16 protein-coding genes are annotated in these 14,087 nt (G+C 62.7%); 2 read left to right on the top strand and 14 right to left on the bottom strand.

Going from position 1 to position 14,087, the window contains the following annotated elements:
* Positions 1-6: 6 nt before the first annotated feature.
* From sucC to sdhC, 8 genes are all read right to left on the bottom strand, one after another.
* Entirely contained in the window at positions 7-1,200 is a 1,194-nt protein-coding gene (gene sucC / locus C6558_RS16545) for an ADP-forming succinate--CoA ligase subunit beta (protein ID WP_025425085.1), read from the bottom strand.
* A gap of 110 nt (positions 1,201-1,310) precedes the next feature.
* Positions 1,311-2,276 (bottom strand): malate dehydrogenase, encoded by a 966-nt coding sequence (gene mdh / locus C6558_RS16540; RefSeq protein WP_025425086.1) that lies wholly within the window; start codon positions 2,274-2,276, stop codon positions 1,311-1,313.
* A gap of 183 nt (positions 2,277-2,459) precedes the next feature.
* On the bottom strand, positions 2,460-3,614 hold the full coding sequence (zapE, locus tag C6558_RS16535) for a cell division protein ZapE (protein ID WP_025425087.1): 1,155 nt from the start codon (positions 3,612-3,614) through the stop codon (positions 2,460-2,462).
* Between the two features lie 62 nt (positions 3,615-3,676).
* Positions 3,677-4,216, bottom strand: a complete 540-nt coding sequence (locus C6558_RS16530) for a protease inhibitor Inh/omp19 family protein (protein WP_025425088.1) — start codon at positions 4,214-4,216, stop codon at positions 3,677-3,679.
* A gap of 331 nt (positions 4,217-4,547) precedes the next feature.
* Positions 4,548-5,327, bottom strand: coding sequence for a succinate dehydrogenase iron-sulfur subunit (locus C6558_RS16525; RefSeq protein WP_025425089.1), 780 nt, complete (start codon positions 5,325-5,327; stop codon positions 4,548-4,550).
* Positions 5,328-5,345: 18 nt separating this feature from the next.
* Entirely contained in the window at positions 5,346-7,187 is a 1,842-nt protein-coding gene (gene sdhA / locus C6558_RS16520; RefSeq protein WP_025425090.1) for a succinate dehydrogenase flavoprotein subunit, read from the bottom strand.
* Positions 7,188-7,194: 7 nt separating this feature from the next.
* Entirely contained in the window at positions 7,195-7,575 is a 381-nt protein-coding gene (gene sdhD, locus C6558_RS16515) for a succinate dehydrogenase, hydrophobic membrane anchor protein (RefSeq protein ID WP_025425091.1), read from the bottom strand.
* A gap of 12 nt (positions 7,576-7,587) precedes the next feature.
* Complete coding sequence (sdhC, locus tag C6558_RS16510) at positions 7,588-7,983, bottom strand: succinate dehydrogenase, cytochrome b556 subunit (RefSeq protein ID WP_025425092.1); 396 nt, start codon at positions 7,981-7,983, stop codon at positions 7,588-7,590.
* 306 nt (positions 7,984-8,289) lie between these two features.
* Between sdhC and C6558_RS16505 the strand changes: the two genes are divergently transcribed.
* The gene (locus C6558_RS16505) at positions 8,290-8,967 is read left to right on the top strand and encodes a hypothetical protein (protein ID WP_025425093.1); all 678 of its coding nucleotides are present in this window, start codon (positions 8,290-8,292) and stop codon (positions 8,965-8,967) included.
* Positions 8,968-9,009: 42 nt separating this feature from the next.
* Here C6558_RS16505 and C6558_RS16500 read toward each other — a convergent pair whose 3' ends face one another.
* The 6 genes from C6558_RS16500 to tsaD all read right to left on the bottom strand — a co-directional run bounded on the left by C6558_RS16500 (position 9,010) and on the right by tsaD (position 13,081).
* Positions 9,010-9,417, bottom strand: coding sequence for a DUF1761 domain-containing protein (locus C6558_RS16500; RefSeq protein ID WP_025425094.1), 408 nt, complete (start codon positions 9,415-9,417; stop codon positions 9,010-9,012).
* Between the two features lie 60 nt (positions 9,418-9,477).
* Complete coding sequence (locus C6558_RS16495; RefSeq protein WP_025425095.1) at positions 9,478-10,149, bottom strand: methyltransferase; 672 nt, start codon at positions 10,147-10,149, stop codon at positions 9,478-9,480.
* A gap of 67 nt (positions 10,150-10,216) precedes the next feature.
* Positions 10,217-10,648, bottom strand: a complete 432-nt coding sequence (locus C6558_RS16490) for an EVE domain-containing protein (protein ID WP_025425096.1) — start codon at positions 10,646-10,648, stop codon at positions 10,217-10,219.
* 6 nt (positions 10,649-10,654) lie between these two features.
* The gene (locus C6558_RS16485; RefSeq protein ID WP_025425097.1) at positions 10,655-10,948 is read right to left on the bottom strand and encodes a YciI-like protein; all 294 of its coding nucleotides are present in this window, start codon (positions 10,946-10,948) and stop codon (positions 10,655-10,657) included.
* Between the two features lie 17 nt (positions 10,949-10,965).
* Positions 10,966-11,955: an NAD(P)H-dependent glycerol-3-phosphate dehydrogenase gene (locus C6558_RS16480; RefSeq protein WP_025425098.1), complete on the bottom strand. Its 990-nt coding sequence runs from the start codon at positions 11,953-11,955 to the stop codon at positions 10,966-10,968.
* A gap of 31 nt (positions 11,956-11,986) precedes the next feature.
* The gene (tsaD, locus tag C6558_RS16475; RefSeq protein WP_025425099.1) at positions 11,987-13,081 is read right to left on the bottom strand and encodes a tRNA (adenosine(37)-N6)-threonylcarbamoyltransferase complex transferase subunit TsaD; all 1,095 of its coding nucleotides are present in this window, start codon (positions 13,079-13,081) and stop codon (positions 11,987-11,989) included.
* 74 nt (positions 13,082-13,155) lie between these two features.
* On the opposite strand from tsaD, the gene hemC reads away from it, so the two are divergent.
* Positions 13,156-14,085 carry a hydroxymethylbilane synthase gene (gene hemC / locus C6558_RS16470; RefSeq protein WP_025425100.1) on the top strand — a complete coding sequence of 310 codons (930 nt, stop codon included), beginning with the start codon at positions 13,156-13,158 and terminating at the stop codon, positions 14,083-14,085.
* Positions 14,086-14,087: the final 2 nt, after the last annotated feature.

The raw sequence follows: 14,087 nt of genomic DNA, 5'->3' as shown, positions 1-14,087 counted from the left end.
CTTCAGTTAGCCGTTGATCGCGGCAACGATCTTCTTGGCAGCGTCGTCCAGATCGTCGGCGGCGGTGATCGCCAGGCCGGATTCGTTCAGGATCTTCTTGCCAAGCTCGACATTGGTGCCTTCGAGACGCACGACCAGCGGAACCTTGAGGCCGACTTCCTGCACGGCCGCAACGACACCTTCAGCGATGACATCGCACTTCATGATGCCGCCGAAGATGTTGACGAGGATACCCTCGACCTTCGGGTCGGCCGTGATGATCTTGAAGGCTGCCGCGACCTTCTCCTTGCCGGCGCCGCCGCCGACGTCGCAGAAGTTCGCCGGCTCCTTGCCGTAGAGCTTGATGATGTCCATCGTCGCCATGGCAAGACCCGCGCCGTTGACCATGCAGCCGATGTTGCCGTCGAGCGCCACATAGGCGAGGTCCCACTTGGAGGCCTCGATTTCCTTGGCGTCTTCTTCGGTTTCGTCGCGCAGCGCCTTGATGTCGTCGTGGCGGAACAGGGCGTTGCCGTCGAACGAGACCTTGGCATCGAGAACGCGCACGCGGCCGTTCTTCATGACGATCAGCGGGTTGATCTCAAGCAGGCTCATGTCCTTCTCGACAAAGGCCTTGTAGAGGATCGGGAAGAGCTTTTCGGCGTCGGCCTTGGCTTCGCCTTCGAGCTTCAGGGCCGAGGTGAGCTTGGCGAGATCAGCGGCGGTGACGCCAGCTTCCGGATTGATCGCGACGTTGACGATCTTTTCCGGCGTGTCGTGCGCAACAGCCTCGATGTCCATGCCGCCTTCCGTCGAAACGACGAAGGCAACCTGGCCGACCGAGCGGTCAACGAGCAGCGAAAGATAGAGTTCGCGATCGATGTCGGCGCCGTCCTCGATGTAGAGGCGGTTCACCTGCTTGCCGGCAGGGCCGGTCTGCGCCGTGACGAGCGTATTGCCGAGCATGTCCTTGGCATGAGCCTTGGCTTCATCGATCGAGAAAGCAAGACGAACGCCGCCCTTGGCGTCGGCGGAGAGTTCCTTGAACTTGCCTTTGCCGCGACCGCCGGCATGGATCTGGCTCTTGACGACGTAGAGCGGGCCCGGGAGCTTCTTGGCAGCCGCTTCTGCTTCGTCGGCGGAGAAGATCGCGACACCTTCCGCGACCGGCGCGCCGTAGCTCTTCAGGAGAGCCTTGGCCTGATATTCATGAATGTTCATGGTGTTTTTCCTGTCTGGAGCATTTTGCAGGCGGGGGAAATACCCGCCCGCGAAAATGCGGCAAAAACAAAAGGTCGAGCGAATGCAGGCATCCGCTCAACGGGACGCGATTACTGCTTCAGGCTCGGCGCAATGCCGATGCAGGCTTCGCAAAGGCCGGCGACCGAAGCGACCGACTTGTCGAAAGCTTCCTTCTCGGCCTTGTTGAGGTCGATCTCGATGATGCGCTCGACGCCGCCGGCACCGATGACGGTGGGAACGCCGACATACATGTCCTTGACGCCGTACTGACCGGTCAGGTGTGCCGCGCAAGGCAGAACGCGCTTCTTGTCCTTGAGGTAGGCTTCAGCCATTTCGATCGCGGAGGCGGCCGGTGCGTAGTAGGCAGAGCCGGTCTTGAGCAGGCCGACGATTTCGGCGCCGCCGTCACGGGTGCGCTGGATGATTTCTTCGAGGCGTTCCTTGGTGACCCAGCCCATCTGGATGAGGTCGGTCAAAGGAATGCCGGCAACGGTCGAATAGCGGGCGAGCGGCACCATGGTGTCGCCGTGGCCGCCGAGAACGAAGGCGGTGACGTCCTGAACCGAAACGTTGAATTCCTGGGCGAGGAACAGGCGGAAGCGGGCGCTATCGAGAACGCCGGCCATGCCGACGACCTTGTTCTTCGGCAGGCCGGAGAACTTCTGCAGCGCCCAGACCATGGCGTCGAGCGGGTTGGTGATGCAGATCACGAAGGCGTTCGGGGCGTACTTCTTGATGCCCGCGCCAACCTGTTCCATGACCTTGAGGTTGATGCCGATCAGATCGTCGCGGCTCATGCCCGGCTTGCGGGCGACACCGGCGGTGACGATGCAGACATCGGCGCCTTCGATGGCGGAATAGTCGCTGGCACCCGTCAGGTTCACGTCGAAGCCTTCGACCGGGGAGGACTGGCCGATGTCGAGGCCCTTGCCCTGGGGGATGCCGTCGGCAATGTCGAAGAGGACGATGTCGCCCAGTTCCTTCAGGCCGGCGAGATGCGCCAGCGTGCCACCAATCATCCCTGAACCGATAAGTGCGATCTTGTTGCGCGCCATGAAAGTGCTTCCTTTGTGATCCCAAACTGATCGAGGCCTGAAACGCCGCAAACGCCAAACCTTCGCCGGAAGCCATTAAACGGCAATCGTTAAAATATCAATCGATACTTTTGGATGGAACAATTTCAATCGGTTAGATCATAAAATTCTTACGTAAACGTAAAAATTATCGTCATTCGCGCGTCACGAAACCGCAATATTTTCAGGATGTTCTGCCGCATATTCCGCGCTCTGCATCTCGATCAGCCGCGAAACGGTCCGGTCGAACTCGAAGCCTTCCGTGCCCTTCTTCAGCGTCAAAAGGTTCTGCGGTTCGGCAGCGGCCGAGGCAAAGAGGCGGGCGCCGTTGTCGTAGAGCGTGTCGACCAGCAGGATGAAGCGCTTGGTTTCGTTGCGCACATGCGGCCCGAGATGCGGCACGTGATCGACGAAGAGGGTGGAATAGCGCTCGAGGATCGCAAGATAGTCGGCAGCACCGAGCGGCTGCTGGCAAAGGTCGGTGAAGCTGAAACGGGCCGCCTTTCCGGCTGCTGCCGGCACCGGAATCTTGCGGCCCTTGCGCGGCACCTCGGCGGGCGCGACGGCGGCCCCTGCCGTTTGCCTGTTCCAGGCCTGCGCCATCGCCGCGTCGGCCTCGGGTCCGAGCGGTGAGATCCACACCGGGCTGCCGTCCGTCTTCATCAGGCGGTAGTCGGTATCGGTGTCGAGCGAGATGATCTCGGCATTCGCCTTCAGGAGATCGATGAACGGCAGGAAGAGCCCGCGATTGAGACCGTCGCGGTAGAGATTGTCAGGCGCCACATTGGAGGTTGCGATCAACACGCAGCCCTTGGCGAAGAGTTCGCTGAAAAGCCGGGCGAGGATCATCGCATCGGCAATGTCTGTCACCGTGAATTCGTCGAAGCAGAGGAGCCGCGCCTCGCCGAAGAGGTCGGAGGCAACCGGCGGAATGGGATCGGCCTGCTTCGTCTCGCCGTTCTTCAGCTTCTGGCGGTGCCTGTAGATCCGCTCATGCACGTCGGCCATGAACTCGTGAAAATGCGCCCGGCGCTTGCGCTGGATCGGCACCGCCTCGAAGAACATGTCCATCAGCATGGTCTTGCCGCGACCGACACCGCCATGGATGTAGAGCCCCTTGACCGGGGGATGATCCTTCTTGCGCGAGGCAAAGAGCCAGCCGAGCGCATTGGTCTTGCGCGATGGCCTGCTTGCCAGGAGCTCGGCCGAAAGATGATCGAATCGCCGGGCGATCGCGAACTGGGCCGGATCGCGTTTTCGCTCGCCGCTCTGAACGAGTGTTTCGAGCTTGCGGTAGATGCTGTCGTCAGGATTGAGCACGTCTCACCCGAGGTGGACCGGAAAACAAGAAGCCCGGCGATTAGCCGGGCTGGACCAGGTCATTAGCGGCTGAGGCTGACCGGCTGGCCGCCATTGGTGGAGCCGTCGAAGCGCGCATCGGCCGTCTTGTAAAGGCGAGCGATGGCGTTGCCGGTGCGGTCCTTGAGGACGACCTGCTTGCCGGCCACTTCCCAGGAACCCATAGCCGTCAGCTCGCCGGCGCAACCACGCGTGCCGCCGCGCGAACCGCTGCCGAGGTTGGTCAGCGTCAGGAACATGTCGCAGGAGCTGCCGGCGCTCGAAACGCGCCAGTTGCCGACCATCGATTCCTTGGTCACATCGAGCGCGTTGGTGGCTGCTGCTACCTGGGTACCAGGTTGAGCGGCACCGGCCATTGCCGTTCCCGCCGTCGGTGCAGCCGGGAATTGTGACGTGTTGCCGGTGGGATCAGGGAGTTGGTTCGACGAGACCGACGGTACGGGCTGGGCCTGGAGGGGAGCAGGTGAAGAATCCTGGGAGCTGAAGCCACCCATGGATGTCCGCTGGCATCCGGTCAGCGCAAGCACAACCGCCAGCCCCGCCGCCGCATGAATAACCCGCATATCTTTACTCCCGATGTGTTCCGCGAACCATGATGCAACGCGATAATATAGGCCGAAATACAGCAAATCCACCTGTCAAATCAAGGGACGACGATTCATGTCTACCTGTTGCAGGATTGAAACGTCTGCGCGAACGGGACAATGACGACTTCTGGCCCGGCAGCATGTTGCTTCAGGTGACCGAAATGACTGTCTTGCGCCGGCACAATCAACGATTGCCGGACGGACAAACAAGGCCGTTCGAGGAAGCTCCTTCACCCGGCGAAGAAAAAACGCAAACGGCGGGCACAGGGCCCGCCGCAACATGCGATAGCGCGTCGATTACCTCGGATCAGACCCGACGCTCGACCAGCATCTTCTTGATCTCGCCGATCGCCTTGGCCGGGTTGAGACCCTTCGGACAGGCCTGCGCGCAGTTCATGATCGTGTGGCAGCGATAGAGGCGGAACGGATCCTCGAGATTGTCGAGGCGCTCGCCGGTCGCTTCATCGCGGCTGTCGATCAGCCAGCGATAGGCCTGCAGCAGAACAGCCGGACCGAGGTAACGGTCGCCGTTCCACCAATAGCTCGGACAGGAGGTCGAGCAGCAGGCGCACAGGATACATTCGTAGAGGCCGTCGAGCTTCAGACGGTCCTCATGGCTCTGCTTCCATTCCTTGGCCGGCGTCGGCGTGACCGTCTTCAGCCAGGGCTCGATCGAGCGGTGCTGGGCATAGAAGTGGGTGAGATCCGGCACCAGGTCCTTGACCACGGGCATATGCGGCAGCGGATAGACCTTCACCGTGCCGTTGACCTCATCCATGCCCTTGGTGCAGGCAAGCGTGTTGGTGCCGTCGATGTTCATCGCGCAGGAGCCGCAGATGCCTTCGCGGCAGGAGCGGCGCAGCGTCAGTGTCGGATCGATCTTGTTCTTGATGTAGAGCAGACCGTCGAGCACCATCGGGCCGCAATCGTCGATATCGATATAGAAGGTATCGATGCGCGGATTGGCGCCGTCATCCGGGTTCCAGCGGTAGATGCGGTATTCGCGAACATTGGTCGCGCCTTCCGGCTTCGGCCAGACCTTGCCTTCGGTCATCTGCGAGTTCTTGGGGAGAGCGAGTTCAACCATGTGCCTAATTCCTCAAGATCAGTAGACGCGAGCCTTGGGCTCGATCTTTTTCGGATCGATGCCTTCGGCGATCAGGTCGGTATGAACAGGGCGATAGTCGAGCTTGACGTCGCCGGCCTCGTTGACCCAAGCGAGCGTGTGCTTGCGCCAGTTGACGTCGTCACGGCCGCCAAGCGCCCCGCCGGTATAGTCTTCGCGGGCGTGCGAGCCACGGCTCTCCTTGCGCGCTTCGGCGCCATAGATCGTGGTGATGGCGTTGGCCATCAGGTTCTGCAGTTCCAGCGTCTCGACGAGATCGGAGTTCCAGATCATCGACCGGTCCGTGACCTTGACGTCGGGCAGTTCCTTCCAGATCGCCGAGATGCGCTTGCAGCCCGATTCCAGCGATTCCTGCGTGCGGAACACGGCCGCATCTTCCTGCATGGCGCGCTGCATCTTTTCGCGCAGCACCGCCGTCGGCGTCGAGCCGTTGGCGAAACGCTGGGCGTCGAAGCGGGCCATGATCTTGTCGCAGGCGGCAACGTTGATCGCCGGGATCGCTTCGTTGCGGTCGATGACCTGGCCGGCGCGGATGGCGGCGGCGCGGCCGAAGACCACCAGGTCGATCAGCGAGTTGGAGCCGAGACGGTTGGCACCGTGCACCGAGGCGCAGCCGGCCTCGCCCACGGCCATCAGGCCGGGCGCGGTGCGCTCCGGGTTCTGGCTGTCGGCGTTCAAGACTTCGCCCCAGTAGTTGGTCGGCACGCCGCCCATGTTGTAATGCACGGTCGGCAGGACCGGGATCGGCTCGCGGGTCACATCGACGCCGGCGAAGATCTTTGCCGATTCCGAGATACCGGGCAGGCGTTCGTGCAGCACGGCCGGATCGAGATGGTCGAGATGCAGGAAGATGTGATCCTTGTTCTTGCCGACGCCGCGGCCTTCACGGATTTCCATCGTCATGCAGCGCGAAACGACGTCGCGCGAAGCAAGGTCCTTGGCCGACGGCGCATAGCGCTCCATGAAGCGCTCGCCTTCGGAGTTGACGAGATAGCCGCCTTCGCCGCGCGCACCCTCGGTGATCAGGCAGCCTGCGCCGTAGATGCCGGTCGGGTGGAACTGGACGAATTCCATGTCCTGCAGCGGCAGGCCGGCGCGTGCGATCATGCCGCCGCCGTCACCGGTGCAGGTATGAGCGGAGGTTGCCGAGAAGTAGGCGCGGCCGTAACCACCGGTCGCAAGCACCACCATCTTGGCGGAGAAGCGGTGGATGGTGCCGTCGTCGAGGTTCCAGGCGACGACGCCGGTGCAGCGGCCGTCGTCCGACATGATCAGGTCGAGCGCAAAATACTCGATGAAGAACTCGGCGTTGTTGCGCAGCGCCTGGCCATAGAGCGTGTGCAGGATGGCGTGACCGGTGCGGTCGGCGGCAGCGCAGGTGCGCTGCACCGGCGGGCCTTCGCCATAGTTCTGCATGTGGCCGCCGAACGGCCGCTGGTAGATCTTGCCTTCCTCGTTGCGCGAGAAGGGCACACCGTAGTGCTCGAGCTCATAGACCGCCTTCGGCGCTTCCATGGCGAGATACTGCATGGCGTCGACGTCGCCGAGCCAGTCGGAGCCCTTGACGGTGTCGTAGAGGTGCCACTGCCAGCTGTCCGGCGTCATGTTCTGCAGCGAGGCGGCGATGCCGCCCTGGGCGGCAACCGTGTGCGAGCGTGTCGGGAAGACCTTGGTGATGCAGGCCGTCTTCAGGCCCTGCTCCGCCATGCCCAGCGTGGCGCGCAGGCCGGCGCCGCCGGCGCCAACGACGACGACGTCGAAGGCGTGGTCGACATACTGGTAGGCCTTGCCGTTTGCAGCGGGTGAACTGTTCGATGCCATGACGAAATTACCCTGCAAAAGCGATCTTCAGGATGGCGAAAAGACAGAGCCCGCCAACCACGATCGCGAAAAATGTGTTGAGCATGAGAAGGGCGATCTTCGCGCCTTCACCGTGCACGTAATCCTCGATGATCACCTGCATGCCGAGCTTCATGTGGATCAGTCCCGAAAGCAGGACCAGGCCCATGACCACGGCGACGAAGGGGTTCGAAAGGGCCGAAACGACCTCCGCATGGGGAGCGCCGGCATAACGAACGAGGAAGATGACGAAGAAGATCAAGAGCGGAACGTTGGCGACTGCCGTGACGCGCTGGCGCCAGAAGTGGTCAGTGCCTTCCTTGGCGGAGCCGTAGCCGCGGACCTTGCTGAGAGGTGTGCGCATGTTCATGGTCCTGTCCCCTCAGTACCGCACGAGATAGCCGACCACCCAGATCAGCACGGTAAGCGCTACCGACCCGACGATCGTTGCCTTGGCCAGCTTGGTGGCGAAGTGCTTCTCGTAGCCGTAGCCGAGGTCCCACATGAAGTGGCGCAGGCCGCCGAGCATATGGTGCACCAGCGCCCAAGTGTAGCCGAAGAGCACCAGCTTGCCGAGAAGCGTGCCGAACAGCCAGCTGACCCAGTCGTAGTACGCTTCGCCGGACGCGGCGGCGATCAGCCACCAGGCAACGAGGATGGTGCCGAAGTAGAGCGCGCCGCCGGTAATGCGGTGCACAATGGACATCACCATTGTCGGGATAGGCTTATAGATTTGAAGATGCGGCGACAGCGGCCGGCTTCTTGTGACATCCGTCATCGGAACCTCACGGAAATGCCCGGATTCACGCCCAAAAAGTGGACGATTTTAGTCCGGTATCGCACCTGATTGTGCGCAATTCAGTCCTTCGGACCTTTAATCACCATATTGCTTAACGACAAGTGTGTTTGCAGTGCAAAATCAATTTAATCGATTAGACGAAAAGCGGCATTTTCAGGTCCGACCGAGACGTGGCGCCCAGTTAACGATACGGGCGAAAACCATAACCAAATCCGTGACTTTCCAGCGGAATTGCCCCAGAGTGCGGTTAACGATTTGTTAAGCGTTTTGCGGAGGACGGACAGAATGACTCTGTTGCGGGCATTCCATGCGACCAAAGTTCTAGCACTTGCGGGCCTGCTTGTCGCGACTGCCTGCCTGCCGGTGCGGGCGGGAGACTGGGGCGGGCCACGGGAAGTGCAGACGCGCACCCGACACATCAGGCTGTATTCGCATCGTTCCTTCAGTCGCCACGAGTTCGACCGCATGGGCTACGGCACAACGTACAGCCGCAATCGCCTGCCACGCAACCAGTGGGCCGCCGAGAACGGACCGCCAGAAGTCGAGACCCGGACCCGGCATATCCGCTTTCCCCGGTATCGTCCTTACGACAGGCAATATAGCGAACGCCTGCGCTATCGCGACGGCTGGGGGCGGGACCAGGCAGTGCGTAACATCTGGACATCAGGCGACCGCTATGATCATCGCCCGGATAGCTACGGCGGTGAACGGCTTGATATCTACGGCGGCGATGGCTTCCCGGACACGATCGGTAGCATCGGCACCTATGCCGGCGGCATTTCGGCCTATAGGGATCCCGGCAACGGCATCTACTTCAGCCAGGAGGGCAACTACAGCTACTATGACGACGGCCAGTTTACGCCGCCGCCGCAGGTGAAGCGCGCAAAGATCATCGTGATGTCGCCGAAAACGTTCAATCGCGCCTGCGCCTGGGAGCACGGCGTCTGCGTGATCCGGCGATAGCGGTGACGGCTCCCACCGAGGAGCCACCGGGCCTGCGCGCGGTCACACGCCCATGGCGCCGATGATGGCGCCCATCGCCGACAGCACCAGCAGCCAGTGCACGCCGTCGATCAGCGACAGGCTCCAGCCGAATCCCTGGTAGCGGTGATTGACGACCATGCTGGTTGCGACGAAACCGAGCCACAGGAAGAACGCGGAGACAATGCCGTTAAAAGCGGTGACCTGGGCCGGGCCGAGATGGCCGACGACACCGGCGACCATCGTCGCCATCACTAGTTCTGAGACAAAGGAAATCGCGAAAAGAACCGGCGACATCTGCGCCGTCGCGGGGTCGATGCGCGCCGCCTTCATCCAGGGTTTGCCGAGAACGCCGTAATAGCCGGCGCCAATGACGAAGGCCGCAATGGCGGCAATCAGCACCGCCAGATAGTTCATGCCCGCAAAAGCCATCTTCGTTCCCCTCATCCCCTTATCGTTTTTAGGAAGTTGGAAGCGAATGCGTTGCCGCTGTCAATCGGGCACGGAAGGAGCCGTTGATGCGCCGAACTGCCAGACCGTCGTGCGCTTGACCTCGCTGTCTTCAAGCGCCCTTGTGACCGGCACTTCGTAGGTCGCCAGCGCCGTCATCCTGTCGCGCGGACAATAGGAGCGGCCGGGATCGCCGACGATGACGGTCGCGCCGCCGGAGCTGAGCGCCGTAAACCAGGGCAGCAGGCGCTCGGCAAAGGACTTGTCGTAGAAGACGTCGCCGGCAAGGCAGAGGTCGGCGGCCAGATCGCGGCCGGTAATATCCTCTGCGGTGTAGGCAATATCGACGCCGTTCAGTTCGGCATTGAGCCGCACCGCCGTCTCGGCCCAGGGATCGATATCGGCCGCAAGAACAGAAGCCGCCCCCGCCTTCATCGCGGCGATGGCGACCAGCCCGGAGCCCGAGGCAAAGTCGACGACGCGTCGGCCGCGAACGACCTCCGGATGATCGATGATATAACGCGCGAGCCCCTGCCCGCCGGCCCAGGCAAAGGCCCAGAACGGCGGCGGCAGACCGATTTCCTCCAGCTCCTCCTCGGTTTTCAGCCAGAGCTCATGCGCTTCCGTCGCCAGATGCAGCCGGATTTCTGGCACATGCGGCGGCGACAGAACGTCGGTGTTGGCGCGGATGAAGCTTTCGGGATCGGTCTTCAAGAAACACTCCGAGCGTGATCCGAAATGCGGGAGCCGGTTTTCGGATAAATCACGCGGAAAAACAAAGCTACCGTGGCGGACTGTCGAACCCGGCCATGCGGCAGACCTCGATCCATTCGTCCTCGGTGACCGGCTGGACTGAAAGGCGCATGCTGGTGACCAGCGCCATGTTGGCGAGCTTGGGGTTATCCTTGATCTCCTTCAGCGTCACCGGGCGCGGCACGTCGCGAACAGCGCGAATGTCGACGCAGTCCCAGCGGGCATCGCCCTCGGCGGTCGAATCCGGATGCGAAAGCGCGCAGACCTCGGTGATGCCGACGATTTCAAGCCCTTCGTTCGAGTGGTAGAAGAAGCCCTTGTCGCCGATCTGCATCGCCCGCATGTTGTTGCGTGCGAGGTAGTTGCGCACGCCGGTCCATTCGGTGCCCTTCGCGCCGGCATCCTTCTGCATCTGCCAGGACCACTTGAAGGGCTCGGATTTGTAAAGCCAGAATGCCATCGCGCCTCAAGCCTCCGGGTTGTTGAAGACCCAGTTGAAGGCCTTGATTTCGACGTTGGAGAACAGGCCGGCCTTGGCGTAGGGATCGGCTTCGGCGATGGCGCGCGCATCGTCGATCGTCTCGGTCTTGACGATCACCAGGCTTCCGGTCGGCTTGCCGTCGTCGCCGAGGAAGGGGCCGGCCATCTTCAGAATGCCCTTGGCATTGAGGTCGTTGAGATAGGCGACGTGATCCGGACGCGTGTCCAGCCGAAGCTGCAGCGCGCCTGATTTGTCGGTGCATTGAAGTGCGAAGAGCATGCTTCCTCCTGACGAAGTCATTCCTGGGTGATCGGACGGGACATCAATTGTTCAAGGGCGGTGCGCACATCGAGCTTGCCGTCGATGATGGCGGCGACCGCCTCGGTGATCGGCATCTCGACGCCAAGATCGCGGGCGACGCGGGCGGCGACCGAGGCTGCAAAGGCCCCCTCGACGAGTTCGCCCTGGCGTCCGCTGCCGCGGCCATCCTTGCCGAGCGCAATGCCGAAGCGCAGGTTGCGCGACTGGTGGCTGGTTGCCGTCAGCACGAGATCGCCGAGCCCCGAGAGGCCGCGAACGGTATCGGCATCCCCGCCTTCGGCGACGACGAAGCGGGACATCTCCGCAAGGCCGCGCGAGATCAACGCCGCCCGGGCGCTGTCGCCCAAACCTGCGCCTTCGACGATGCCGCAAGCGATGGCAAGCACATTCTTCAGCGCGCCGCCAAGTTGCACGCCGATGCGGTCTTCTGAAGGGTAGAGACGGAAGGTCGGGCCTGACAGAGCCTCCGCAAGCAGCGTCGCCGTGTCGTTGTCGGCGGCAGCAACCACCATCGCCGTCGGCAGCCCCTTGGCGATGTCAGCTGCAAAGCCGGGGCCGGAGAGCACGCCGATGCCGTGGCCCGGCAATTCTTCCGCCAGCACGTCGGTCAAAAGCCGCCCCGTTGCCTGCTCCATGCCCTTAGCGCAGGTGACGATCGTCGCCGCGGCATTGATCGACGGACCGTATTGCCGCGCCGCATCGCGGTGTGCCTGCGATGGCATGACGAACAGCACGATCTCAGCGTCGCCAAGCACCGCAGCATCCGCGCTGTGCTTGAGCCCTGCCGGCAGGTCGATGCCCGGGAGCGACGGCTCGTTGCGGCCGGTCAGCCGGCATTCATCCGCGGTTTCCTCGCGCCGGGCGAGAAGGGTCACATCGCTGCCGTTAGCGGATGCGGCGACGGCCGCAAGCGCCGTGCCGAAGGCACCCGCTCCGACCACCACGATCTTCGGGTTGGTGTTCATATCCTGTCCATCATGCCCTGGCTGCTTTCCGTCATGCCTTGGCGCCGCGCTTGCCCGAACCAAGCAAGGTCTGCGCCTTTTGGTCGAGCGGCCAGCGCGAGCGCGGCGCGACATCGAGACCATCCGCCGGCAAACCGGCGGCAAACCGTTCGGCACCCGCCCAGGCGATCATCGCGGCATTGTCGGTACAAAGCGCAAGCGGCGGCGCGATGAAATCGAAGCCGTTCTTGTTGCAGAGTTCCTGGAGCGTTGTCCTGAGCACCTGGTTGGCGGCAACGCCGCCGGCAACGACCAGCGCCGGCCTTTCCACGGACGCGTGATCCGTCTTGAACCGCTTCAACCCGCGCCCGATCCGATCCTTGAGCGTGCGCGAGATCGCGCGCTGGAAGGAGGCGCAGATGTCGGCAATATCCTGGTCCGTCACCGGCTCCAGCGACTGCGCCGCCTGGCGCACCGCCGTCTTCAGCCCGGAGAATGAGAAATCGAGCCGGGCATCGCCGACCAACGGGCGCGGAAAATCGAAACGCTCGCCATTGCCATTGCGGGCGGCACGCTCGACGGCCGGCCCCCCGGGATAGGGAAGACCGAGCAGCTTGGCCGTCTTGTCGAAGGCCTCGCCGAGCGCATCGTCGATCGTCGTGCCCCAGCGCTCGTAGTCGCCGACGCCCTTGACCAGGATCAGCTGCGTGTGGCCGCCGGAAACGAGCAGCATCAGATAGGGAAAACTCAGACCATCGGTGAGCCGCGCGGTCAGCGCGTGACCTTCCAGGTGATTGACGGCATAGAGCGGCTTGCCGGTTGCCCGCGCGATCGCCTTGCCCGTCATCAGTCCGACGATGAGGCCGCCAATCAGACCGGGACCACTTGTCGCAGCAATCGCATCGATGTCGTTGAGCGTCACGCCGGCCCGCAGCAGCGCCTCCTCGATCAGGGTGTCGAGCGCTTCGACATGGGCGCGCGCGGCAATCTCCGGAACCACGCCGCCATAGGCGCTATGCTCTTCCAGCTGGCTCAGGACGACGTCGCCGAGGATGCTTCCCCTGCCGTTTTCGTCGCGCAGCACGACGGAAGCCGCGGTTTCGTCGCAGCTTGTTTCTATGCCGAGGATGCGCATGGGCGGAGACATCAGGAACTACTCAAAGATTGCGGTCGCACCGAAAGGTGGGTACACGGAACTCCGGTAACAATGGATAGCCTTTGATGCAAACAAAACCTTTCCGGATCGGCACGCGTGGCAGCCCACTGGCGCTCGCTCAAGCCCATGAAACGCGCGATCGCCTCGCGGCCGTGCATGGTCTGTCGCCGGAAATGTTCGAGGTTGTCATCCTTTCCACCAAGGGCGACCGCATCACCGATCGGTCGCTGGCCGAGATCGGCGGCAAGGGCCTGTTCACCGAGGAAATCGAGCAGCAGCTCCTGTCGGGCGAACTCGATTTCGCCGTGCATTCCTCGAAGGACATGCCGACCAAGCTTCCAGATGGCCTGTTTCTTTCCGCCTTCCTGCCGCGCGAGGACATTCGCGACGCCTTCATCGGCCGCACCGCACCCAGGCTCCTGGAATTGCCCGAAGGCGCGACTGTCGGCTCGTCGTCGCTGCGCCGGCAGGCGCTGATCCGGAGGCTCAGGCCCGACATCAACGTCATCACCTATCGCGGCCAGGTCGAGACGCGGCTGCGCAAGCTCGCCGAAGGCCAGGTCGATGCGACGCTGCTTGCCTATGCCGGCCTGAAGCGGCTCGGCATGGCCGACGTGCCGACAGAACTGCTCGACCCGGAAGAGTTTCCGCCGGCACCGGCGCAGGGCGCGATTTGTATCGAGAGCAGGATCGGCGACAAACGCGTCAACGACCTGCTCGCCGCCATCGACGATAGCAGAACCCATGAGGCGGTCGCCTGCGAACGCGGCTTCCTTGCGACGCTCGACGGCTCCTGTCGAACGCCTATCGCCGGCCTGGCGGTCTCGGACGGCACGCATCTGCGTTTTTCCGGCATGATCCTGACGCCGGATGGCAGCACCCATCACCGCATCACGGTCGAAGGCAAGGCTGCCGATGCCGAAGCCCTCGGGCAAAAGGCCGGCGAAGATATCCGCGCGCAGGCGGGACCGGGCTTCTTCTCGAGCTGGACTTGAGC

Origin of the sequence: Ensifer sp. NM-2 (assembly GCF_003024455.1) — a bacterium.
Classification (GTDB): Bacteria; Pseudomonadota; Alphaproteobacteria; order Rhizobiales; family Rhizobiaceae; genus Ensifer; species Ensifer canadensis.
This window is presented reverse-complemented; position numbering and strand designations above follow the sequence as displayed.

What these genes read in the sequence shown, in the direction of transcription:
- sucC (WP_025425085.1), bottom strand. Translation starts at nt 1,200, where the DNA reads ATGAACATTCATGAATATCAGGCCAAGGCTCTCCTGAAGAGCTACGGC.
- mdh (WP_025425086.1), bottom strand. Translation starts at nt 2,276, where the DNA reads ATGGCGCGCAACAAGATCGCACTTATCGGTTCAGGGATGATTGGTGGC.
- C6558_RS16530 (WP_025425088.1), bottom strand. Translation starts at nt 4,216, where the DNA reads ATGCGGGTTATTCATGCGGCGGCGGGGCTGGCGGTTGTGCTTGCGCTG.
- C6558_RS16525 (WP_025425089.1), bottom strand. Translation starts at nt 5,327, where the DNA reads ATGGTTGAACTCGCTCTCCCCAAGAACTCGCAGATGACCGAAGGCAAG.
- sdhA (WP_025425090.1), bottom strand. Translation starts at nt 7,187, where the DNA reads ATGGCATCGAACAGTTCACCCGCTGCAAACGGCAAGGCCTACCAGTAT.
- sdhD (WP_025425091.1), bottom strand. Translation starts at nt 7,575, where the DNA reads ATGAACATGCGCACACCTCTCAGCAAGGTCCGCGGCTACGGCTCCGCC.
- sdhC (WP_025425092.1), bottom strand. Translation starts at nt 7,983, where the DNA reads ATGACGGATGTCACAAGAAGCCGGCCGCTGTCGCCGCATCTTCAAATC.
- C6558_RS16505 (WP_025425093.1), top strand. Translation starts at nt 8,290, where the DNA reads ATGACTCTGTTGCGGGCATTCCATGCGACCAAAGTTCTAGCACTTGCG.
- C6558_RS16500 (WP_025425094.1), bottom strand. Translation starts at nt 9,417, where the DNA reads ATGGCTTTTGCGGGCATGAACTATCTGGCGGTGCTGATTGCCGCCATT.
- C6558_RS16490 (WP_025425096.1), bottom strand. Translation starts at nt 10,648, where the DNA reads ATGGCATTCTGGCTTTACAAATCCGAGCCCTTCAAGTGGTCCTGGCAG.
- C6558_RS16485 (WP_025425097.1), bottom strand. Translation starts at nt 10,948, where the DNA reads ATGCTCTTCGCACTTCAATGCACCGACAAATCAGGCGCGCTGCAGCTT.
- C6558_RS16480 (WP_025425098.1), bottom strand. Translation starts at nt 11,955, where the DNA reads ATGAACACCAACCCGAAGATCGTGGTGGTCGGAGCGGGTGCCTTCGGC.
- tsaD (WP_025425099.1), bottom strand. Translation starts at nt 13,081, where the DNA reads ATGTCTCCGCCCATGCGCATCCTCGGCATAGAAACAAGCTGCGACGAA.
- hemC (WP_025425100.1), top strand. Translation starts at nt 13,156, where the DNA reads ATGCAAACAAAACCTTTCCGGATCGGCACGCGTGGCAGCCCACTGGCG.